Source organism: Microbispora bryophytorum (genome assembly GCF_006874465.1).
GTDB classification, from domain to species: domain Bacteria; phylum Actinomycetota; class Actinomycetes; order Streptosporangiales; family Streptosporangiaceae; genus Microbispora; species Microbispora bryophytorum.
The window spans coordinates 16,157-35,986 of sequence record NZ_VIRL01000001.1 but is presented as its reverse complement, the minus strand read 5'-3'; the positions used below and the strand labels follow the sequence as shown (position 1 = coordinate 35,986).

Annotated in this window: 22 protein-coding genes; 11 read left to right on the top strand and 11 right to left on the bottom strand. The window is 71.6% G+C overall.

Features of this window, described 5'->3' with window-relative positions:
• Positions 1 to 203: 203 nt before the first annotated feature.
• Positions 204 to 1,082, bottom strand: a complete 879-nt coding sequence (locus tag FLX07_RS00190) for a sugar kinase (RefSeq protein ID WP_142567376.1) — start codon at positions 1,080 to 1,082, stop codon at positions 204 to 206.
• 68 nt (positions 1,083 to 1,150) lie between these two features.
• Positions 1,151 to 1,696, bottom strand: coding sequence for a type 1 glutamine amidotransferase domain-containing protein (locus tag FLX07_RS00185; RefSeq protein ID WP_142567375.1), 546 nt, complete (start codon positions 1,694 to 1,696; stop codon positions 1,151 to 1,153).
• A gap of 90 nt (positions 1,697 to 1,786) precedes the next feature.
• On the opposite strand from FLX07_RS00185, the gene FLX07_RS00180 reads away from it, so the two are divergent.
• On the top strand, positions 1,787 to 2,557 hold the full coding sequence (locus tag FLX07_RS00180; protein WP_142567374.1) for a DUF72 domain-containing protein: 771 nt from the start codon (positions 1,787 to 1,789) through the stop codon (positions 2,555 to 2,557).
• 34 nt (positions 2,558 to 2,591) lie between these two features.
• Here FLX07_RS00180 and FLX07_RS00175 read toward each other — a convergent pair whose 3' ends face one another.
• Positions 2,592 to 3,110, bottom strand: coding sequence for a hypothetical protein (locus tag FLX07_RS00175; RefSeq protein ID WP_142567373.1), 519 nt, complete (start codon positions 3,108 to 3,110; stop codon positions 2,592 to 2,594).
• 182 nt (positions 3,111 to 3,292) lie between these two features.
• On the opposite strand from FLX07_RS00175, the gene glnII reads away from it, so the two are divergent.
• The 5 genes from glnII to FLX07_RS00150 all read left to right on the top strand — a co-directional run bounded on the left by glnII (position 3,293) and on the right by FLX07_RS00150 (position 7,952).
• A complete protein-coding gene (glnII, locus tag FLX07_RS00170) occupies positions 3,293 to 4,348 on the top strand; it encodes a glutamine synthetase (RefSeq protein WP_229689432.1) in 1,056 nt (351 codons plus the stop codon).
• 220 nt (positions 4,349 to 4,568) lie between these two features.
• Positions 4,569 to 5,492, top strand: a complete 924-nt coding sequence (locus tag FLX07_RS00165) for a metal ABC transporter substrate-binding protein (protein ID WP_142567372.1) — start codon at positions 4,569 to 4,571, stop codon at positions 5,490 to 5,492.
• Positions 5,489 to 6,250, top strand: coding sequence for a metal ABC transporter ATP-binding protein (locus tag FLX07_RS00160; protein ID WP_142567371.1), 762 nt, complete (start codon positions 5,489 to 5,491; stop codon positions 6,248 to 6,250). The genes FLX07_RS00165 and FLX07_RS00160 overlap by 4 nt, the downstream gene beginning before the upstream one ends.
• A complete protein-coding gene (locus FLX07_RS00155) occupies positions 6,247 to 7,128 on the top strand; it encodes a metal ABC transporter permease (RefSeq protein ID WP_142567370.1) in 882 nt (293 codons plus the stop codon). Before FLX07_RS00160 ends, FLX07_RS00155 begins: the two co-directional genes overlap by 4 nt.
• Entirely contained in the window at positions 7,125 to 7,952 is an 828-nt protein-coding gene (locus FLX07_RS00150; RefSeq protein WP_142567369.1) for a metal ABC transporter permease, read from the top strand. Before FLX07_RS00155 ends, FLX07_RS00150 begins: the two co-directional genes overlap by 4 nt.
• A 3-nt stretch (positions 7,953 to 7,955) precedes the next feature.
• On the opposite strand, the gene FLX07_RS00145 is transcribed toward FLX07_RS00150, so the two are convergent.
• The 3 genes from FLX07_RS00145 to FLX07_RS00135 form a co-directional block, all read right to left on the bottom strand.
• The gene (locus FLX07_RS00145) at positions 7,956 to 9,137 is read right to left on the bottom strand and encodes a zinc-dependent alcohol dehydrogenase (RefSeq protein ID WP_142567368.1); all 1,182 of its coding nucleotides are present in this window, start codon (positions 9,135 to 9,137) and stop codon (positions 7,956 to 7,958) included.
• A gap of 49 nt (positions 9,138 to 9,186) precedes the next feature.
• Positions 9,187 to 9,462: an isoamylase early set domain-containing protein gene (locus FLX07_RS00140; RefSeq protein ID WP_142567367.1), complete on the bottom strand. Its 276-nt coding sequence runs from the start codon at positions 9,460 to 9,462 to the stop codon at positions 9,187 to 9,189.
• A gap of 76 nt (positions 9,463 to 9,538) precedes the next feature.
• Positions 9,539 to 10,357 (bottom strand): SAM-dependent methyltransferase, encoded by an 819-nt coding sequence (locus FLX07_RS00135; protein WP_229689431.1) that lies wholly within the window; start codon positions 10,355 to 10,357, stop codon positions 9,539 to 9,541.
• A gap of 182 nt (positions 10,358 to 10,539) precedes the next feature.
• On the opposite strand from FLX07_RS00135, the gene FLX07_RS00130 reads away from it, so the two are divergent.
• Positions 10,540 to 11,532: a zinc-binding dehydrogenase gene (locus FLX07_RS00130; protein WP_142567366.1), complete on the top strand. Its 993-nt coding sequence runs from the start codon at positions 10,540 to 10,542 to the stop codon at positions 11,530 to 11,532.
• Between the two features lie 10 nt (positions 11,533 to 11,542).
• On the opposite strand, the gene FLX07_RS00125 is transcribed toward FLX07_RS00130, so the two are convergent.
• Positions 11,543 to 12,601 carry a sulfite oxidase gene (locus tag FLX07_RS00125; protein WP_142567365.1) on the bottom strand — a complete coding sequence of 353 codons (1,059 nt, stop codon included), beginning with the start codon at positions 12,599 to 12,601 and terminating at the stop codon, positions 11,543 to 11,545.
• Between the two features lie 56 nt (positions 12,602 to 12,657).
• Positions 12,658 to 12,834: a hypothetical protein gene (locus FLX07_RS36210; protein WP_167748057.1), complete on the bottom strand. Its 177-nt coding sequence runs from the start codon at positions 12,832 to 12,834 to the stop codon at positions 12,658 to 12,660.
• 151 nt (positions 12,835 to 12,985) lie between these two features.
• Here FLX07_RS36210 and FLX07_RS00120 point away from each other — a divergent pair, with 151 nt between their 5' ends.
• Positions 12,986 to 13,951 (top strand): LLM class F420-dependent oxidoreductase, encoded by a 966-nt coding sequence (locus tag FLX07_RS00120; RefSeq protein WP_142567364.1) that lies wholly within the window; start codon positions 12,986 to 12,988, stop codon positions 13,949 to 13,951.
• A gap of 39 nt (positions 13,952 to 13,990) precedes the next feature.
• On the opposite strand, the gene FLX07_RS00115 is transcribed toward FLX07_RS00120, so the two are convergent.
• Entirely contained in the window at positions 13,991 to 14,950 is a 960-nt protein-coding gene (locus tag FLX07_RS00115) for a sulfite exporter TauE/SafE family protein (protein WP_229689430.1), read from the bottom strand.
• A gap of 147 nt (positions 14,951 to 15,097) precedes the next feature.
• Between FLX07_RS00115 and FLX07_RS00110 the strand changes: the two genes are divergently transcribed.
• The 3 genes from FLX07_RS00110 to FLX07_RS00100 are packed head-to-tail and all read left to right on the top strand — an operon-like array spanning position 15,098 to position 18,067.
• Positions 15,098 to 16,687: a PP2C family protein-serine/threonine phosphatase gene (locus FLX07_RS00110; RefSeq protein WP_142567363.1), complete on the top strand. Its 1,590-nt coding sequence runs from the start codon at positions 15,098 to 15,100 to the stop codon at positions 16,685 to 16,687.
• A gap of 4 nt (positions 16,688 to 16,691) precedes the next feature.
• Complete coding sequence (locus FLX07_RS00105) at positions 16,692 to 17,741, top strand: cobalamin B12-binding domain-containing protein (protein WP_142567362.1); 1,050 nt, start codon at positions 16,692 to 16,694, stop codon at positions 17,739 to 17,741.
• Positions 17,741 to 18,067, top strand: a complete 327-nt coding sequence (locus tag FLX07_RS00100) for an STAS domain-containing protein (RefSeq protein WP_142567361.1) — start codon at positions 17,741 to 17,743, stop codon at positions 18,065 to 18,067. Before FLX07_RS00105 ends, FLX07_RS00100 begins: the two co-directional genes overlap by 1 nt.
• A gap of 1 nt (position 18,068) precedes the next feature.
• On the opposite strand, the gene FLX07_RS00095 is transcribed toward FLX07_RS00100, so the two are convergent.
• Positions 18,069 to 18,422, bottom strand: coding sequence for a hydrogenase maturation nickel metallochaperone HypA (locus FLX07_RS00095; protein WP_142567360.1), 354 nt, complete (start codon positions 18,420 to 18,422; stop codon positions 18,069 to 18,071).
• Between the two features lie 16 nt (positions 18,423 to 18,438).
• Positions 18,439 to 19,716 carry a hypothetical protein gene (locus FLX07_RS00090; RefSeq protein WP_208762008.1) on the bottom strand — a complete coding sequence of 426 codons (1,278 nt, stop codon included), beginning with the start codon at positions 19,714 to 19,716 and terminating at the stop codon, positions 18,439 to 18,441.
• Positions 19,717 to 19,830: the final 114 nt, after the last annotated feature.

Sequence of the window (19,830 nt, the reverse complement as noted above, 5' to 3'; positions counted from 1 at the left end):
ATCCGGTCACACTGGCCACACACGTGAACACGCGCCGAGCGGTTCGGCGCGGTCTCAGACGGCTCAGATGGTTGCGGCGAAGTGGTCGATGGTCGACTACATGGATGCGTGCGGAGCGCAGGGGGTGCCGGACTTCTGCTCGCACCAGAGGGGGACGCGAGCAGCGGCAGGCGGCCGACCACCGCCCCATGTCCTGCCACGGGTCACGGGGGCAGCTCGCCGCGGGTGGGCAGGCCCTGCCAGGAGCTGTGGCCGGCGACCGCGAAGGCGGCCACCGAGATGCCGCGCTTGAGGCGGTCCGCCGGGTGCAGCCCTTCCAGGATCGCGCTGAGGTAGCCCGCGACGAACGCGCCGCCGACCTCGGAGGGGTCGACAGCGGTCACGGGGGCGGCCTGGGTGTCGTAGCGCAGGCCCTCGACGGTGGCGCTGGCGCCCTTGGCGCCCCGGGTCACGACCAGCTCGGGCCTCGACGCGAGCACGGGCTCCACGAGCGTGAGCTCGTCCTGCGTCGCGAAGAGCACGTCGGCGCAGGCGGCGAGTTCGGTGAGTCCCTGCCGCGCCTCCTCCGCGCTTTCCCAGAGGTTCGCGCGGTGGTTGACGTCCACGGAGACGAGCACCCCGGCGTCCCTGGCGAGCTTGACGGCATGGTGGACGGCGCTCCACGCGAGGCCGCTCAGCCCGAGGGTGACGCCGCTGACGTGCAGGATCCGCGCCGACTGCACCGCCTCGCCGGGCACGTCGCCGGTCGACAGGTGCGACCCGGCCGAGCCCTCCCGGTAGTGGACGGCGTGCGACGATCGGCCGATGCGCCGCTGGCGGAGGATCAGCCCGGTGGCCGCCGTCTCGTCCACGCGTACGTGGGAGACGTCCACGCCTTCGCCGCGCAGCACGGTCAGCGTGCGCATGCCCAGTTCGTCGGCGCTGACCCGGCCCAGCCAGCTCACTGTGTGGCCGAGCCGGGCCAGGCCGACCGCCGTCGTCAGCTCGGGCCCCTCCACGTCGAGGCGGATGGTCATGTCATGCCGGAGCCGGTCGCCGGAGACGACGCCCAACGCCTCTCCGAGCGTGAAAACCTCGGTCATGCCGTAAGTCCGCGGGATCGCACCCCGAAAGCATGGCAGAGCCTGATCCGCCCGGGAAAGCCCCTTGCTCAGGCGCCGAACGCGTCCACGGCGGCCTGGCAGAAGGCCTTCAGGTCATCCGGCTTCCGGCTGGTCACCAGAGTGTTCGGACCCGCCGCGCAGACCGTGACCTCCTGGTCCACCCAGGTCGCCCCCGCGTTGCGCAGGTCGGTCTGGAGGCTGGGCCAGGAGGTCAGCGTGCGTCCGCGCACCACGTCGGCCTCCACCAGCGTCCACGGCGCGTGGCAGATCGCCGCGACCGGCTTGCCCGCGTCGAAGAACTCCCTGACGAACCGTACGGCCTCCGGCCGCATCCGCAGGAAGTCGGGGTTGGCCACCCCTCCGGGGAGGACCAGCCCGTCGAATTCGGCGGCGGAGACCTCTCCGGCCACGGCGTCCACGGGGAAGGTGCCGGCCTTGTCGAGGTGGTTGAACGCCTGGATCTCCCCGGGCTCCACCGAGACCAGCCTCGGCGTGCCGCCCGCCTGCTGGACGGCCTTCCACGGCTCGGTGAGCTCGACCTGCTCGACCCCTTCGGGGGCGACGAGGAATGCGATCGTCTTGCCCTGGATCATCGTGCTCCCCTTTCGTGCGTTTTTGCGTGTTCTTGACGTCGCGTGCCCCGCTGACCGCGATCTATGCCGTCCGCTGGGTAGGAGAGGGACATGCCCGTGCTGGTGGGGACCTCTGGCTGGCAGTACGCCGACTGGCGTGACCTCGTCTACGCCGGCGTACCCCAGCGGCTGTGGCTGGAGCGCTATGGCGAGATCTTCGGCACGGTGGAGAACAACAACGCCTTCTATCGGCTGCCGAAGCGGGAGACCTTCGAGTCGTGGCGGGAGCGCACGCCGCCGGACTTCGTCATGGCGGTCAAGGCCAGCCGCTTCCTGACGCACATCAAGCGGCTGAAGGACCCGGAGGAGCCGGTCGAGCGGCTGATGGGCGTGGCCGAGGGCCTCGGCCCGAAGCTGGGCCCCGTCCTGCTGCAACTGCCGCCGACCCTGCAGGTGGACGCCGGGCGGCTGCGGGCCTGCCTGGCCCGGTTTCCGCGGGCCGTACGGGTCGCCGTCGAGCCGCGGCATGCCTCGTGGTGGACCGACGAGATCCGCGCCCTGCTGACCGAGTTCGGGGCCGCGTTGTGCTGGGCGGACCGGCTAGGCCGGCCGGCCGGGCCCCTGTGGCGTACGGCCGGCTGGGTCTACCTGCGTTTCCACGAGGGAGGGGCAGAACCCTGGCCCGCCTACGGCCGGCGCGCGCTGCGTAGTTGGGTGGACCGCCTGGGGGACGTGCCGGACGCCTACGTCTACTTCAACAACGACCCCGGGGGTGCCGCCGTACGCAACGCGATCACTTTCGCGGAGCTGGCGTGCGCGCAGGGGCGGGACGTCGGCAGGGCGAGGCTTCCCGAGCGGACCCCCGAGCCCGTCCGGTCATGACCGGACGGGCGGGTGTCACCCCCGGCATGACGGATCAGGCGCGGCGCTCGTCGGACGCGTGACGCCCGCCCGCCACCAGCTGGTCGGGGGACGACTGCTGGGCGGGTACGGAAAGGCGGTTGTGCGGCGCGGTGGGACGCTCGGCCCGGTCGTCGACGCCGTCGCGGTCCCGGTCGACCTTCGGATACTGCTTGGTGACGGGCTCGTCGGCGACGGGCTCGGCCGCCGGAGTGGTCGTCGTGTTCGTCTCCAGCCGGCGCTCCAGGTCGCGCTTCTCGGCCTCCAGACGGGACACGCGGTCCCGCTCCGCCAGGCGCGTCTCACGCGTCCGGCGACGCCTGACGGCGGCACGGCGCATGCCGCCGGTGATGAGCAGCAGGCCGACGACGAACACGGCGGCGGTCACGACGCCGGCGATGAACAGCTCGAACGGGCTGAGATTGAACGTGCGGTCCAGGACCGTCATCGGCAAGGTGTTCGCGGTGTCGTTGACCGACACCTCGATGACGGCCGCCGCCGCGATAAGGATCAGAAGCAGGCCCAGTAAGACCATCTGCCCTCACTCCCAAATAGCCGGTTGCTGTGCGGTTGCGATTCGTGGACGCTTGTCCGACTGCCCGCACAGACGCGATTCATGTGCGCCGCGTCACACCGGGACCAAGGCAAAGCATGCGCGTTAACACCATGTTCACAAACGGGCAAAAGCTACGAAATCCCAGAACGGCAATCTTGAGCGTGGCGGACGAACGCCAGGCCGCCTCGCTCGAAGGGATCGACGTGACCTACAAGGCCGAGTACATCTGGATCGACGGCACGGAGCCGACCGCGAAGCTCCGCTCCAAGACCAAGGTTCTTGCCGACGGCGCCGAGCCGCCGCTGTGGGGCTTCGACGGGTCCAGCACCAACCAGGCCACCGGTCACTCCTCCGACCTGGTGCTCAAGCCGGTGTTCACCTGCCCCGACCCGATCCGCGGCGGCGACAACGTGCTGGTCATGTGCGAGGTCCTGCACACCGACATGACGCCCCACGCCACCAACACCCGCTCCCTGCTCGCGGGGGTGGCCGAGCGGTTCGCCGACCAGGAGTCGTGGTTCGGCATCGAGCAGGAGTACACCTTCTTCAAGGACAGCCGCCCGCTCGGCTTCCCGCTGGGCGGTTTCCCCGCTCCGCAGGGCGGCTACTACTGCGGTGTCGGCGCCGACGAGGTCTTCGGCCGTGACATCGTCGAGCTGCACCTCGACCGCTGCCTGGCCGCCGGCCTCAAGATCTCCGGCATCAACGCCGAGGTCATGCCCGGCCAGTGGGAGTTCCAGGTTGGTCCCGCCGGTCCGCTGGAGGTCTCCGACCACATGTGGGTCGCCCGCTGGCTGCTCTACCGCACCGCCGAGGAGTTCGACGTGGCCGCCACGCTCGACCCCAAGCCGGTGAAGGGCGACTGGAACGGCGCCGGCGCGCACACCAACTTCTCCACCAAGGCCATGCGCGAGGGCTACGACCCGATCATCACCGCCTGCGAGGCCCTGGGCGGCAACGCCATGGAGCACGTCAAGAACTACGGCCACGGCATCGAGGACCGCCTCACCGGTCACCACGAGACCGCCCGGTGGGACAAGTTCAGCTACGGCGTCTCCGACCGCGGCGCCTCCGTCCGCATCCCGTGGCAGGTCGAGGTGGACAAGAAGGGCTACATCGAGGACCGGCGCCCCAACGCCAACGTCGACCCCTACGTCGTCACCCGCCTGATCGTCGACACCTGCTGCGCCGCTCTGGCGAAGGCCGGCCAGGTCTGATCGGCCCCACGAGGAACTGACACAGTTCCGCCATCTCCGTACGGCTCCCGCGTCCCGGCGCGGGAGCCGTACGCGTATGTCGGGACACATGCGGTGGCCGAGCGGCGGCGAAGTGCCCCAAGTTGACAATGATTTTCATTTGCGAGACATTTGAAAGGGATGTTTCCCGTGATGCATCTCTTTGATGCACTGCTTTGATAAGCCGACTTGAGGATTCGTCGTGCTCTCGCCGCTCGCCCGTGTGTTCTCGTCCGCCGCTCTGCTCGTGCTGTTCGCCGCCGGATGCGGTGGCGGGGACACGCACCCTTCCCCTTCCGATCCGGCCCAGCCGCTGAAGGTGGTGGCGACCACCACGCAGGTGGCCGACTTCGCCCGCAACGTCGGCGGCGACCGGGTCCGCGTCCACCAGTTGCTCAGGCCGAACGTCGATCCCCACGACTACGAGCCGTCCCCGGCGGACATGAAGGCCATCGCCGAGGCCGACGTGCTCGTCAAGAACGGGGTGGGCCTGGAGAAATGGCTGGACGAGACGATCTCGGCCGCCGGTTTCGACGGGCCGGTGGTCGACGCCTCCCAGGGCGTGCCGATCCGCGACGGCGATCCGCACATCTGGCACAACCCGCTGAACGTCAAGACGATGGCCGCCACGATCGAGAGGGCCTTCGCCGCCGCCGATCCGCGCGACACCGCGGCCTACCAGGCCAACCGGGCGGCGTACGACGCGAAGCTGGACGCGCTCGACGGCGAGATCTCGAAGAAGATCGAGTCGGTCCCCGCCGACCGACGCACGCTCGTGACCAACCACGACGCCTTCGGCTACTACCTCGACCGTTACAAGCTGACGTTCGTCGGCTCGATCATCCCGAGCTTCGACACCTCGGCCGAGCTGTCCGCCAAGCAGGTGGCCGACCTCGTCGCCGAGATCAAGGCGACCGGGGTGGTCGCGATCTTCTCGGAGGCGTCGCTGCCGCCCAAGACGGCCGAGGCGGTCGGCCGCGAGGCGGGGGTGACGGTCGTGGCCGGGCAGGACGCGCTGTACGGCGACTCGCTGGGCCCGGAAGGGTCGGCCGGTGCGACCTACCTGCAGATGGAGGAGCACAATACCGACACCATCGTCAACGCGTTGAGGGGGACCGCCGCATGAGTGAGCACGCGCCGACCCTGGTGCTCGACCGGGCGAGCGTGGCCTACGGCGACGTCCCCGTTCTGGAAGAACTGCACGGTGTCGTCCACGAGGGCGAGGCCGTGGCGCTGATCGGCCCGAACGGCGCCGGCAAGTCCACGTTCATCAAGGCGCTGCTCGGCCTGGTGCCGGTCGTGCGCGGACGGATCGAGGTGCTGGGCCGGCCCCCGGCGCAGGCCCGCCGCGACGTCGCCTATGTGCCGCAGGCCGACACGCTCGACCCGGACTTCCCGGTGTCGGTCGAGCAGGTGGTGATGATGGGCCGCTACCGGCGGATCGGCTGGCTGCGCCGCCCCTCCGCCGCCGACCGGGCCGAGGTGGCCGACGCCCTGGAGCAGGTCGGGCTGGCCGGCCGGGCCCGCGACCGGTTCGGCACGCTGTCGGGCGGGCAGCGCCAGCGGGTGCTGCTGGCCAGGGCCATCGCCGCCAAGCCGCGGATGCTGCTGCTCGACGAGCCGTTCAACGGCGTGGACGCGGTCAGCCAGCACGCGTTGCTGGAGGCGATCGGTGCACTGAAGGCGCAGGGCGCCTCCGTCGTCGTCAGCACCCACGACCTCGCCATCGCCCACCTCGCCTGCGATGAGGTGTGCCTGCTCAACCGGCACCAGTTCGGCTTCGGCCCGACCGGCGACGTGCTGACGCCCGAGCGGCTGCGCGCGACGTACGGCGGGCACGCGCTCGAACTGCGCGGCGACCGCGTGATCGTGACCCAGACATGATCCTCTTCGAACCCTTCCATCTGCCGTTCATGGCCCGCGCGCTGGTCGAACTGCTCGTCCTCGGCGCGCTCGCGGGCACGGTCGGCGTGCTGGTGCTCCTGCGCCGGCTGGCCTTCGTGAGCGACACCCTGACGCACACCGTCTTTCCCGGCGTGGTCATCGGCCACCTCATGGCCGGAAACGGCGGCATCTTCTGGGGTGCGCTGGCCGCCGGGGTCGTCACGGCCGTCCTGCTCACGCTGCTCACCCAGCGCCGCCGGGTGAACGAGGACGCCGCGCTCGCCATGCTGCTGACCACGCTGTTCGCGGTCGGCGTGGTGCTGGTGTCGCGGCAGACCGGCTTCACCTCCGACCTCACCGCGTTCCTGTTCGGCCGGGTGCTGACGGTCACCGAGGCGCAACTCGCGCAGACCGCCGTCGTGACGGTCGTGGTCGTGGCGTTGCTGGCGGTGCTGCGGCGTCCGCTGCTGCTGCGCGCCTTCGACCCCGAGGGCGCCCAGGCGGCCGGTGTGCGCGTGGGCCTGCTCGACCTCGTGCTGAACGTCGCGGTCGCGCTGGTCGTCGTGGCCGCCGTCAAGGCGGTCGGCACGGTCCTCGTGATCGCGCTGCTCATCGTGCCGGCCGCGGCGGCGCGCAGGCTGTCGGACCGGCTCGCGGTCATCGTGCCGCTCGCCTGCGTGGTCGGCGCGGCCGCCGGGTGGCTCGGGCTCGTCGTGAGCTACGAGGCGTCGGTCGGGCACGGCGTCAGGCTCGCCTCCGGCGCGACCGTGGTGCTCGTCCTGGTGACGATGTACGTCCTGGCCCACGTCGCCGGATTCGTCCGCAGGAAGGCGGGCCTGAGCCGGGCCCGCCGCCGCTCGGTCCTGGAGGCGGCGTGAACTGGCTCGACTCCACCGTCCACCGGGCCCTCGTCGAGGCCGTCCTGGTCGGCGTGCTGGGAGGGGTGGTCGGGGTCTTCGTGATCGCGCGGCGGCTGCCGTTCTTCACGATGGCCCTCACGCACGCGACGTTCCCCGGCATCGTCGTCGCCGCCATGCTCGGGGTGAACCTCTACCTCGGAGGCGGGCTGTTCGGGCTGCTGGTGGTCGCCGCCGTCCTGGCGTTCGGCCGGGGACGGGGGCAGGACTTCACCACCGCCACGGGCATCGCGCTGTCGGGTGGCTTCGCGCTCGGCGTGGTGCTGGTGTCGGCCCAGGACGGCTTCACCAGGGACCTGGCGGCCTACACGGTGGGCGACGTCCTCGCCGTCGGCACGGGCGACCTGGTGGCGACCGCCGCCGTCGCCGTGGGCGTGCTGCTCCTGCTCGCCCTGCTGGGCAAGGAACTGCTGCTCGCGGCGTTCGATCCGGTGGGGGCGGCGGCGCTCGGGCTGCCCACCGTGCTGCTGGACTTCGCGCTGCTCGCGGTGGTCGAGGTGACCGTCGTCGCCACCGTTCCGGCGCTGGGGACGATCCTCGCCGTGGCGCTGATCGTGGGCCCGGCCGCGACCGCCCGCCTGCTCACCGACCGGCTCGCGCCGCTGTTCCCGCTCGCCGCCGCGATCGGCGTCGCGTGCGCGCTCGCGGGCGTGTGGGTCTCCACGCAGTGGGACGTCGCGACCGGGGCCTCCATCGCCCTGTTCGTGGGCCTGGTGTTCGGGGCGGCCTTCCTCGGCACCGCCGTACGCGGCCGGGTCAGACGGGCCGCGGCCGTCAGGGCTTGATCATTAGGGCGTGAGCAGCACCTTGATCGCGCCGTCCTCCTTCTTCTGGAAGATCTCGTAGCCGTGCGGGGCCTGGTCGAGCGGCAGGCGGTGGGTCGCCAGGTCCTCGACCCCCAGGGGATCGCCGTCGCCGGTCAGGAGCGGCATGAGATCGTCCACCCACCGCTTGACGTGGGCCTGGCCCATCCTGAGCGTGATGCCCTTGTCGAACATCTGCAGCATGGGCATGGGGTCGGTCATCCCGCCGTACACACCGCTGACCGAGATCGTGCCGCCGCGGCGTACGGTCTCGATGGCGTCCTGCAGCGCGGCGAGCCGGTCGAGCCCGGCGCGGGTCATCATGGCGGCGGCGGCCCTGTCGGGAAGCATCCCGGTGACGGTCTGGGCGAGTTTGCCCACCGTGTAGCCGTGCGCCTCCATGCCGACGGCGTCGATGACCGAGTCGGTGCCCCTGCCCGCGGTCATCGACCGGATCGCCTCGGGCACGTCGTCGGTCTCGTTCCCGTCGATCACCTCGATGCCGTGCCGCCGGGCCATCTCCAGGCGTTCGGGGACGATGTCCACGCCGATCACCCGGTAGCCGCGGTGACGCGCGATGCGGGCGGACATCTGCCCGATCGGGCCGAGGCCGAAGACGGTGACGCTGCCGCCGTCGGGCACCTCGGCCCACTCGACGGCCTGCCATGAAGTGGGCAGCACGTCGGAGAGGTAGACGAACCTCTCGTCCGGCGGCCCGTCCGGCACCTTGATCGGTCCGAAGTGCGCCTGCGGCACGCGCAGGTACTGCGCCTGTCCGCCGGGCACCTCGCCGTACAGCTTGGTGTAGCCGAAGAGCGCGGCGCCCGTGTCGTACTCGCGGACCTGGGTGGTCTCGCACTGGGCGTACAGCGCGCGGTCGCACATGTAGCAGTGGCCGCACGAGATGTTGAACGGGATCACGACGCGGTCGCCGGGGGAGATGTGGGTGACCTCCGCGCCGACCTCCTCGACGACGCCCATCGGTTCGTGGCCCAGGATGTCGCCCTCGCCGATGAACGGGCCGAGCACCTCGTAGAGGTGCAGATCGGAGCCGCAGATCGCGGTCGTGGTGACCCGGATGATCGCGTCGGTGGGTTCCTTGACGGCCGGGTCGGGGACCTCCTCCACCCGTACGTCGCGCTTGCCGTGCCAGGTAACTGCTTTCATGGTTTCCCCGTATGCCCTGCGTCGGGCAGGGGAAACGGCACCCTCGCCGTCAGAGGTGCAGCACGCCGCCCTGGTCGTCCACCTGGTCGGCGTTGTCGTCGTCGAACCACACGCCGCCCGTCGCGAGGTAGCGGAACCGGTGTGCGCCGGGTGGGAGGATCACCGACACGGTGCGGGTGCCGTTCCTGCGCCGCAGCAGTTCGTGACGTCCGGGCAGCCAGTCGTTGAAGTCGCCGACCACGCTGACCGCCCCCGAGGGCTCGTCAACGGGCAGGGCAAAGGTGACTCGGGTTTTCCGCCCGAACAGCCTGGTGCGCTTGAGCATGCCGCATAGTTTGGCGTAACACACCTAAAGGAAGAAACAAGTACACACAGGACGTAACACAATATTCACGCCCTTTTCAGGGCGCGTGCCCGACCCCGCAGAGAAACCACGTGGGCAGGTGGCGGCGGGCCTGCCGGGCGAGCGGGTTCTCGTCGTCGGGCCGCCAGTCGTCGAGCGGGACGAGTCCCGGTTCGATGAGCTGGAAGCCGTCGAACAGCTCGTGGATCTGCTCGCGGCTCCGCAGGGTGATGCCGCTGCTGGCCTGCTGGTAGACGGCCGCCCCGTCGCGGGCGGCGCCGGCCCGTTCCTCGTCGGTGACGTGTGTCAGCACGAGGTGGCTTCCCGGGGCGACGGACTCCCTGAGGCGGGCCACGAGCTCGGCTGGCTTGTCGTCGCCGGAGAGGAAGTGCACCACGGCCACGAGCAGGATCGCGACCGGCTCCGCGAGGTCGATCAGCGACCGAAGCTCAGGATCGGCCAGGATCTCCTCGGGGCGCCGCAGGTCCCCCTGCACGGTGACGGTGGCGGCGGCGGTGCCCGACAGCAGCGCCCGGGAGTGCGCGAGCACGACCGGGTCGTTGTCGACGTACGCCACCCGGACGCCGGGGTCCATCTCGTGCGCCACCTCGTGGACGCTGCCCTCGGTCGGCAGCCCGGTGCCGATGTCCACGAACTGCCGGATCCCCGCCTCGGCCACCAGGTGGCGTACGGCCCGGCGCAGGAAGGCGCGGTTGCGACGGGCGAGCGCGGGGGCCTCGGGCGCGACCTGCATGACCCGCTCGGCGGCTTCTCGGTCGGCGGCGAAATTGTCCTTTCCGCCGAGAAAATAGTTGTACATACGCGCGGGATTGGGGATGCCCGCATCGATTCCGGGTGGCGGCTCGTCATCGGCCACGCAATATCTCCTCACTCACGGTAGTAAAGAGGACGTGGTGCGAGCATAAGGGCCACAAGGGAAAAACCCAACGAAGAACGCCACAACTCTGTGACCCCATTCCACCCGCCACCACTGCGGCCGGGGGACCTAGGACCATCGTCCGATGTGGGGGCGTGGTTCGGGGATCTATAACGGGACACATGTACGCCATTCGACTCCACGCCTTTGGTCCTGCCGAGAATCTCGTCTACGAGGAGGTCGAGGATCCCGAGCCGGGACCAGGCCAGGTCCGCGTGGCCGTACGGGCGGCGGGGGTGCACCTCGTCGACACCACGTTGCGGGCCGGGAAGTACGCCGGCGGCCCGATCCCCGTCCCCGACCTGCCCACGATCCCCGGCCGGGAGGTCGCCGGGGTCGTCGACGCCGTCGGTCCCGGGGTCGATCCCGGCCTGGTCGGCAGGCGGGTGGTGACCCACCTCGGGATGGCTCCCGGCGGATACGCGGAACTGGCCGTACGGGACGCCTCGGCGATCCACGAGATCCCGGACGGCCTCGGGTACGGCGAGGCGGTGGCGATGATCGGCACCGGCCGGACGACCATGGGCATCCTCGACGTCGCGGAGATCCGGGCGGACGACGTCGTCCTGGTGACGGCGGCGGCCGGAGGCATCGGCAACCTGCTCGTGCAGGCGGCGGTGCGGGCCGGCGCCACGGTCGTGGGGCTGGCCGGCGGCGCGGCCAAGGTGAGCAGGGTGCTGGAGCTGGGCGCGCACCACGCCGTGGACTACGCCGTGCCCGGCTGGCCCGGCGAGGTGAGGGCGATCCTCGGCGACCGGGAGGTCACGCTGGCGCTCGACGGCGTCGGCGGGGACCTCGGGCGGGCGACCCTGGAGTTGCTCGGCGTCGGCGGCAGGATCGTGCTGTTCGGCTGGGCGGACGCCGAGGGCGGCCCGACCGCGCTGACCACGCAGGACCTGTACGCGCGCGGCATCACCGCGGCGGTGGCGGTCGGCCCGCGAGTGCTGAAGCGGCCGGGTGGCCTGCGGGGCCTGGAGGAGCGGGCGCTGGCGGCGGCGGCGGGGTCGGGCGCGCTGGTCCCGCTGGTGCAGAGCTTCCCGCTCAAGGACGCCGCCGCCGCGCACGCCGCGCTGGAGACCCGCGCGACCACGGGAAAGGTCGTGCTCGTCCCCTAGGCGACGCACCCTAGGTCACGAGCACGGGGTGGGGGAGCACCGAGGTGTGGCAGTAGCCGAGGTCGTTCCAGGGGGTGGCCTCGGGTTGGGTGCGGCCGTGCTCGTCGGTGGCCCGCACGCGTACGACGTGGGCGCCTGGGGTGGGATCCCAGGGGAACCGCCAGCGGGTCCAGGCGCCCGCGAGGTCCGGCCCGTCGAGGGCGGCCGGTTGCCAGGGACCGTCGTCGATCCGGTAGTCGACGGCGGCGATGCGGTCCTCCCCGGCGTACGCCCGGACACGGATCGTCTGCGGGCCCGGGTGCAGCCGCGCGGGCCAGGGCAGCTCGACCAGGCTCGCGACCGGCGTGGAGGTGATCGGCACGGCCGGCCGCCCGGAGGCGACGATCACGTAGTCCTCGGTGTTCCACGGCACGCTCAGCGGCCGGTCGGACACCTCGATCCGGCCCACCCACTTGATGCTCGCCGCGCCGAGCCAGCCGGAGACCACCACGCGGGCGGGGAAGCCATGGTCGGGCGGCAGGATCTCGCCGTTCATGGCGAGCGCGAGCAGGGTGTCGGGGGCCAGGGCCTTGGCGAGGGGCATCGGGCGGCGCCCGCGCGGTTCGTCGAGCCCTTCGGGCATGACCTCGACGGCGGCGTCCGTCAGGCCCGCGGGTTCGAGCAGGTCGCGCAGCGGGATCCCGGTCCACTCGGCGGTCCCGATCGCGCCGCGGCCCCATTGCACCCCGTCGAAGCGGTGGCCGTGCTCGGCGCCGAAGAGGGCGCGCCTGTTGCCCGCGCACTCCAGTGTGCGGACGACGGACACGAGCGGGAACCGGCGCCACAGGTCGTCGTAGGTGTAGCGGACAGTTTGGCGCACACCGCCGCCCTCGACGCGCAGCGTCCAGGTGCTCGCGTCGAGACGGGGGGTCGGGGCGTGGTTGCGGACGAAGAAGCGGTCAAGGGGGGTGAGCAGTCCCGGCAGGCGGTCGGGCCGGGTGCCGTAGTCGAGGCCGGTGCCCGCGTCCTCCATGAGGGCGGCGATGACCGGCTTCACCACCGCCGTGCGGGTGCCACGTGTCGTACGCATCGGCCCTTCCCTTCCGGTCCCTTCTGGTCCCTTCCGGACCGACGCGGTGACGGCCGTCAGCCCAGGTCGTGGCTCGCCTTCCGGGCCTGACGCTGAGCCCAGGACGCGAGGCGCGACCAGCGCCGGGCCGCGACCAGGCGGCTGGCGACGCGTGCGTTGTCGGCCTCGCGGTGCAACTCGGTGACGCGCTCGGTGATGCGCTCGGTGGCCAGGGAGTAGTCGTAGAACATCATTACCGTCCAGCTCGCCGTTGTAACTGTCTTAATTTTCTTTGGCAGTTACAAAGCTAGGGCAAAGGGGCGTAACTGGTCAAGTTGATTTGGGCAGTGACAAGAGCCGAGCTCGCTGGGCGTCGTACCCGATGCAGTGGGTAGGGGTGGCCGTATGGCAGAGATCGGTTTCACCCTGATGTGCGAGCAGACGCCCGCGAAGGAGCTGGTGGAGGACGCGGTCACCGCCGAGCGCGTGGGCTTCGACTACGCGGTCATCTCCGACCACTACTTCCCGTGGCTGGAGGAGATGGGCCACTCTCCGTACGCCTGGTCGGTGCTGGGCGCGGCGGCGCAGGCCACCGAGCGGCTGCCGCTGATGACGTACGTGACGTGCCCGATCATGCGCTATCACCCGGCCGTGGTGGCGCAGAAGGCGGCCACGATGGGAGTGCTCAGCGACGGCCGGTTCACCCTCGGTGTGGGCGCGGGCGAGAACCTGAACGAGCACGTGGTGGGGCACGGCTGGCCGCCGGTCAACACCCGCCACGACATGTTCCGCGAGGCCATCGAGGTCATCAAGGAGCTCTTCCAGGGCGGTTACCGCAACTACCGCGGTGAGTACTTCGACATCGACTCGGCCCGGCTGTTCGACCTGCCGGAGCGGCCGGTGCCCATCGCGGTCGCCGCGTCCGGCGAGCAGTCGGCGGACATCGCGGCCGAGCTCGGCGACGGCCTCGTGTCGACCGACCCGGACGGGTCGCTGGTGGAGAAGTTCGCCGCGTCCGGCGGCGAGGGCAAGCCCGTCTACGGCCAGCTGGCCGTCTGCTACGACCCCGACAAGGACGCCGCGGTCGAGCGGGCGCACCGCCTGTGGCGCTGGTCGGTGGCAGGCTGGAAGGTCATGTCGGAGCTGCCCGCGCCGGTCAACTTCGCCGCCGCGACCGAGACCGTACGGCCCGAGGATGTGGCGGAGAAGGTGCCCTGCGGCGCGGACGTCGGCGCCGTGGTGGAGGCCGTGCGGCAGTACACCGAGGCCGGTTTCACCCACCTCGCGCTCGTGCAGATCGGACGGGAGCGCCAGCGGGAGTTCTTCGAGTGGTCGGAGAAGGAGCTCCTCCCCGCGCTGCGCGATCTATAGGCGCGAGACGATCGCCGTCGGCTCGGACTTCCTGCGCCGTCACCTCCCGGCGGTCTGCGCCTCCCGCCTCCAGGGAAGCGCGGGCAGGCCGCACCGTACCCGCAGGACCATCCAGAAGGCCGGGGCGAGCAGCAGCACGGCGACCAGCACCCAGACGGTCTGGGTGTTGCCGATGCCGAACATCTTCAGCGCCGAGGCGAGCAGCACGAACGCCAGGACGCGGCGGATCAGCCCGCCGGGGGCGCGCGAGGAGATCCGCGAGCCGAGGTAGACGCCGGGGATGGAGCCCACCAGCAGCGCGACCGTGACCGACAGCGTGAACTCGCCGAACAGCAGGTGCCCGAACGCGGCCGACATGACGAGCGGCACGGCCTGCACCAGGTCGGTGCCGACGAGCTGGTTGGCCTTCAACGCGGGATAGAGCGCCAGCAGGGCCACGATGATCAGAGAGCCGGAGCCGACCGAGGTGACGCCGACCACCAGTCCGCCGACGGCCCCCACCAGTGCGGTCGGCAACGGCCGTACGGCGACGGAGGGCATCTCGGTCGCGGCCGGTTCGCCGGGGGAGGCGGTGCGGCGGCCGGTCTCGGGGGTGCGGCCCTCGGCGCGGTCGCGCATCGCGAGGTAGCCGCGCACGGCCAGGCCGCCGGCCGCGATGAGCAGGGCGATGCCGAGGCCCTTCTGGATCACCTCCTGCACGGCCTCGCCGCTGCCCAGGGCGCGGGCGATGAGCACTCCACAGAACGCCGCGGGGACCGAGCCCGCGCACAACCAGGCGACGAGCCGCAGGTTGACCGTCCCGCGGCGCAGATGCACGAAGCTGCCCACCGGTTTCATGACGGCGGCGGCGACGAGGTCGCTGGAGACGGCGGCGAGGGGTGGCACGCCGAAGAACGTCACGAGCATGGGCGTCATCAGGGCGCCGCCGCCCATCCCGGTGAGGCCGACGACGACGGCGACCAGGAACGAGCCGATCGCCATGGTGTAGTCGAAATGCACTCACTAACCCTACCTAACCCATCGGAATTATGGATACCCCCCTGCCGTGGTGAACCCGAAGATCATCAACCTGTCGATTTTCTGGGCAAAGGTAGTGTGGAGTGACGAACAGGAATCGGGGGACGCGGCCATGGCGGGAACGCACGGGTGAGAGGCGCCGCGGGTTCGGCCGGCCCGGTCCCCGACCTCATGGCGGCGCTGCTCGAAGGCAGCGGCGAGGGCATCGTGCTGTGCGACGCCGACGGCGTCGTGACGCTGGCCAACGCGGCGGCGGCCCGCATGGTGCCGCGGGTCGAGCCGGGCCTTCCCGCGCCCGCGCCGCTCGACTCCGTCCCGCCGTCCCCCGAAGGCAGGGTCGTGCTGCACGGCGGCCGGGCGATCCGGATCCGCGCACAGGCGGTCAGCGGCGGCATGCTCGCGTGGTACCTCACCGACCTGAGCGCGGCACGGCGCACCGAGTTCCTGCTGGAGGCCGGCCGCCGCCTGTCCGCCTCGCTCAACCCGCACCGGTGCGCCCGGGCCGCGGCGGAGCTGGGCGCCGACTTCCTGGCCGACATGGCGATCGTGCTGCTGCCGCCCACCTACCGCCGCCGGATCGAGTGGGTGCGCGCCGTCTCCGGCCGGTACGGCCCCGAGGAGGGCGTCCTGCCGGCCGCCGAGGCGGCGGAGGTGCCCGGCCTGAGCGACGCGCTCGCGGGCCTGCGGCACGGGGTCGCGGGGCAACAGGACCCGGGCGGCGCACCGGGCTGGCTGCTGCCGGAGGGGTTCGGTCCGGCCGGCCACCTGCTGGTGCTCCCGATGCCCGGCAACGGCGTGCCCGCCGGGGCGATCGTGCTCGCCCGCCGCGCCGGACGGCCGCCGTTCGACGACGACGACCAGGTGATGGCGCGCGACCTCGCGGCCCGGGCCGGCGCCGCGGTCTCGGCGGCGTCCCTGTTCCGGGAGCAGAGCACGATCAACGACATCCTGACCGGCGACCTGCTGCCGCCCGAGTTGCCCGAGATCGAGGGCATGCGGCTGGCCGGCCGGCTGCGGGCCTCGCAGCAGGCGGGCGCCATCGGCGGCGACTTCTACGACGTCTACCTGCCCGACGCGGCACCCGACGGCGGGATCGTGGAGCGGCCGCCGCTGGTCATCCTGGGCGACGTCTGCGGCAAGGGCGCCGGCGCGGCGGTCCTGGCCGGTCAGGTCCGGCACAGCCTGCGTACGCTGCTGCTGCTGGAGTGCCGTCTCGACCGGCTGCTTGAACTGCTCAACCGGTCCCTGATCGCTTCTCCATCGCCCAATTCCTACGTCACGATGATTCTTGCCGCGCTGCGGACCGGGCCCGACGATCATGTGCTGGTCGACCTGGTCGTGGCCGGGCATCCGCCGCCGCTGGTCCTGCGCAAGGACGGCACGGTGGAGGAGGTCGCCGCACGGGGTTCCCTCCTCGGCGCGTTGAAGGAGATCAGTCTGTGGCCCGCCACACTCGATCTGGAGCCCGGCGAGGTGTGCCTGCTGTACAGCGACGGCATCACCGAGGCGTTCGGCGGCCCGAGCGGGCGGGAGATGTACGGTGAGGCGCGGCTGAAGGAGGCGCTGGCGACCTGCGCGGGAATGCCGGTCGAGGCCCTGGTGGAGCGGCTGGAGCAGCTCAGCACCGAGTGGCTGGGCGGCGGCCCGGGCGGTGGTGCGGACGACCGCGCCCTGCTCGCCGTACGCGCGGGGGCGGGACGGACGGAGACGTCATGGTGACAACGTGGTGAGGCAGGATCTGGAGGCCGCCACCGGGCGTTACCTGAACCTGATCGGCCGGGCCGACGAGGAGGGCGCGGCCGGCCTGGTCCTGGGGCTGATCGGCGAGGGCGTCCCCGCGGAGGACGTGCTGCTGCGGGTCATCGCCCCGTGCCAGCGCCGGGTGGGCGAGCTGTGGGCGTCGAACGAGTGGCCGGTGGCGCGCGAGCACGGGGCGACCGCGGTCAGCGAGCGGGTCGTGGCCGCCGTCAGCGGACGCGTCCGGCCCACGGAGACCCGCGGCCGGGTGGCCGTCGCCTGCGCCGACGGCGAATATCACGTTCTTCCCACCCGGATCATGGCGGAGGTGCTGCGGCTGCGGGGATGGCAGGTCGACTTCCTGGGGGCCAGCGTGCCCGGCCCGCACCTGATCACGCACCTGCACCAGACCGGGCCCGACGTGGTCGCGCTCGGCTGCATGCTGCCGACCCGGCTGCCCCGCGCGCACGCCACGATCGCCGCCTGCCAGGCCGTGGGCATCCCCGTGCTGGCCGGTGGGGCCGGGTTCGGCGCCGACGGCCGCTTCGCGCGCCTGCTCGGCGCGGACGCGTGGGCGCCCACCGCCGACGCGGCGGCCGACCGCCTCGCCGCCGGGCTGCCGTCCTTCCCCGCCGTGCCGGACGACTCAGGCGACACCGCGGTTCATCTCGGCGGCGAGGAGTACGCGTACCTGACCCGGCACCGTGCCGACCTGCTGGCCCGCGTCATGGACACGCTGACAGGGCGACCGGAGCACACCGCCGAGGATCTCGGTAACATGGCCGACTTCCTGATCGCCGCGACGTACGTCCACGACGCCGCGCTGTTCACCGATTTCGTCGTCTGGACCTGCCGGGTGCTGGAGGCCAGGCAGGTGCCTGCGGAGTCCGTCGTACTCGGGCTGGGTGCTTTCCACGACGTACTGACCGACTGCCCCGACGCCCGGGCGCTGCTGAACGAGGGCGTCGCCGCGGCACAGGCGTGCTGTGGCCGATCGGCCCGGCCCGCGGACCAACGAACAGAGACGAGCGTCTGATGCAGGACATGCCCCCGTTGCAGGTCGAGTCGCTCATTCCCGAGCCGGGCGCGGCGCGCCTGGTGATGACCGGTGAGCTCGACTACACCACCGCTCGGGACGCGTCCGCCGAGGTGGCCAGGACGCTCGCGGCGGGCGTCGACGTGCTCGAATTCGATTTGGCGGGGCTGAAGTTCATCGACTCATCGGGCATGGCCGTCGTGATGAACGCCTACACCGACGCGGAGGAGCGCGGGACGGCCTTCCGGATCGTCGCCCTCACCCCCTACCTGCGTCATCTGATCGAGGTCGTCGCCCTCGACGACGTGCTCGACCTGCCCGGCTGAGTCATCGGGCGGGAGCGGTGCCGGGATCGAGCTGGATGGATTCGAGGACGAGGCTGTCCCCGCCCTCCGCGTCGACGTCGATCCCCCCGCACAGCCCGCAGATCGTGAGCGGGTTCGCGCACAGCGCCGAATGCCCGCACTCCCGGCAGATGAGCCGGGTGGGCTCGATGACCAGGTCGAGCGTCGCCCCTTCGGCGACCGTCCCGGCGGCGGCCAGGCAGAAGGCCTGGTCCAAGGCCGCGGGGGCGATGCGCAGCAGGGCGCCCGCCCGCACCCGGGCCCGGCGCACCCGTCTGCCGTCCGCCCGGCGCTCGACGGTTTCCAGCACCGCCTCGGCGATCCCGAACTCGTGCATCGGGGTCACCTCCTTCTTATGCGGGTTCCACCTCGTCCGGCGCGAAGTAGAGGAACCGTCCCTGCTCACGCTGGAGATCGGAGCCGGGATCGTCCTCCGGCGTCACGGCCAGGTGGCGCACCCCGTCCACGTCGAGGAACACCGCCTCGACTCGGGCGGTCCGCCCGGCCAGGAACATGTCGTCCGCGTCCGTACGGCGGTGGCCGGGCCGTAGCCGCACCCGGCTCCCCCTGGCGATCCGCACCCCGGCCACGATCACGGCGTCGTCCTCCGGAGTCGTCCTGGCGGGGACCTCCAGGCGATGGATGGCGCCGTGGAGACGTTCGAGCAGCTCCGGCGGCAGATCGGCGGCCCGTTCGAGGATCTCGGCGGCGCGCGGGTCGGTGACCCGGGCTTCCCGCTTCTCCTCCTCGGTCAGGGTCAGTGTGCGCAGCGTGAGCAACTCGTCGATCTCGGTCGAGTCGAACAGGTCTCCCGGGCTCTCCGGGTCGATGGACGGGTGGTCGTACAGGATGATCGGGGAGGACAGCACGACGTCGCGGCGCCCGCGCTCGCCCACCAGGACCGGCCAGGTGTTCTTGTTGCGGCACTGCCGCGCCGACGCCTCGGCCCACAGCGGCGGGTCGAGCAGCGAGACGAAGGCCCCTCCGCTCACCCCGATCAGCAGGTGGGCGGCGACCAGCGAGCGGCGCACGGCCTCCTCGCGCGGCACGTCCGCCCGCTCCCAGTGGGCCGTGTTGTCCACCTCGATGCGCAGGCGGACCAGCCCGTACGGCCCGGGCAGCCGTTCGGCGGAGATCCGCATCTCCGCGTCGAGTCGCTGGTGCTCGCAGACGACCCGGCCGGTCCGCTCGCCGCCGGGTCCGGGGATGTTCTCGATGACGCGGTCGCCGGGCACCCGGACCTCGATCGTGCGCGGCCCACTCGTCACGTGTGTCAGGCTCAGCCCGGCGCGGGCCTCCCGCTCGGTGGCCTCGTCGAAGCTGAGGTAGTCGCGTCCGCCGACGGTCAGTTTCGGCACGGGCCAGTAGCCGTCGTCCTCCTCCCGCTCGACCGTCCTGCTCCTGACGTGCAGGAACCGCAGGCGCAAATCAAGCTGGGCCTCGCCGGGGGCCTCCAGCAGGCACTCCGTCACGCTGCCGGACGGCTCACCGGGGTAGTTCGGCGGCACGAGCACACCGAACTGCCAGCGCATGCGGTTCCTGACGGCCGAGGCGCGGTAGGGGCGGAGCAAATAGCTCTCGTACAGCACGGCGTCCGCGACGCGGCGGGCCGCCTCCATCGGCGCGGTCACCGGCCCGGCTCCCGCGGCCCGTACGGCCTGCGGCGCGGCTCGGAATCACCGTCCAAGTTCAGCCCCTTTCAACGGACCGTGCCTGCTTGGGGAAAGCCCCTGGTTAATGACCGT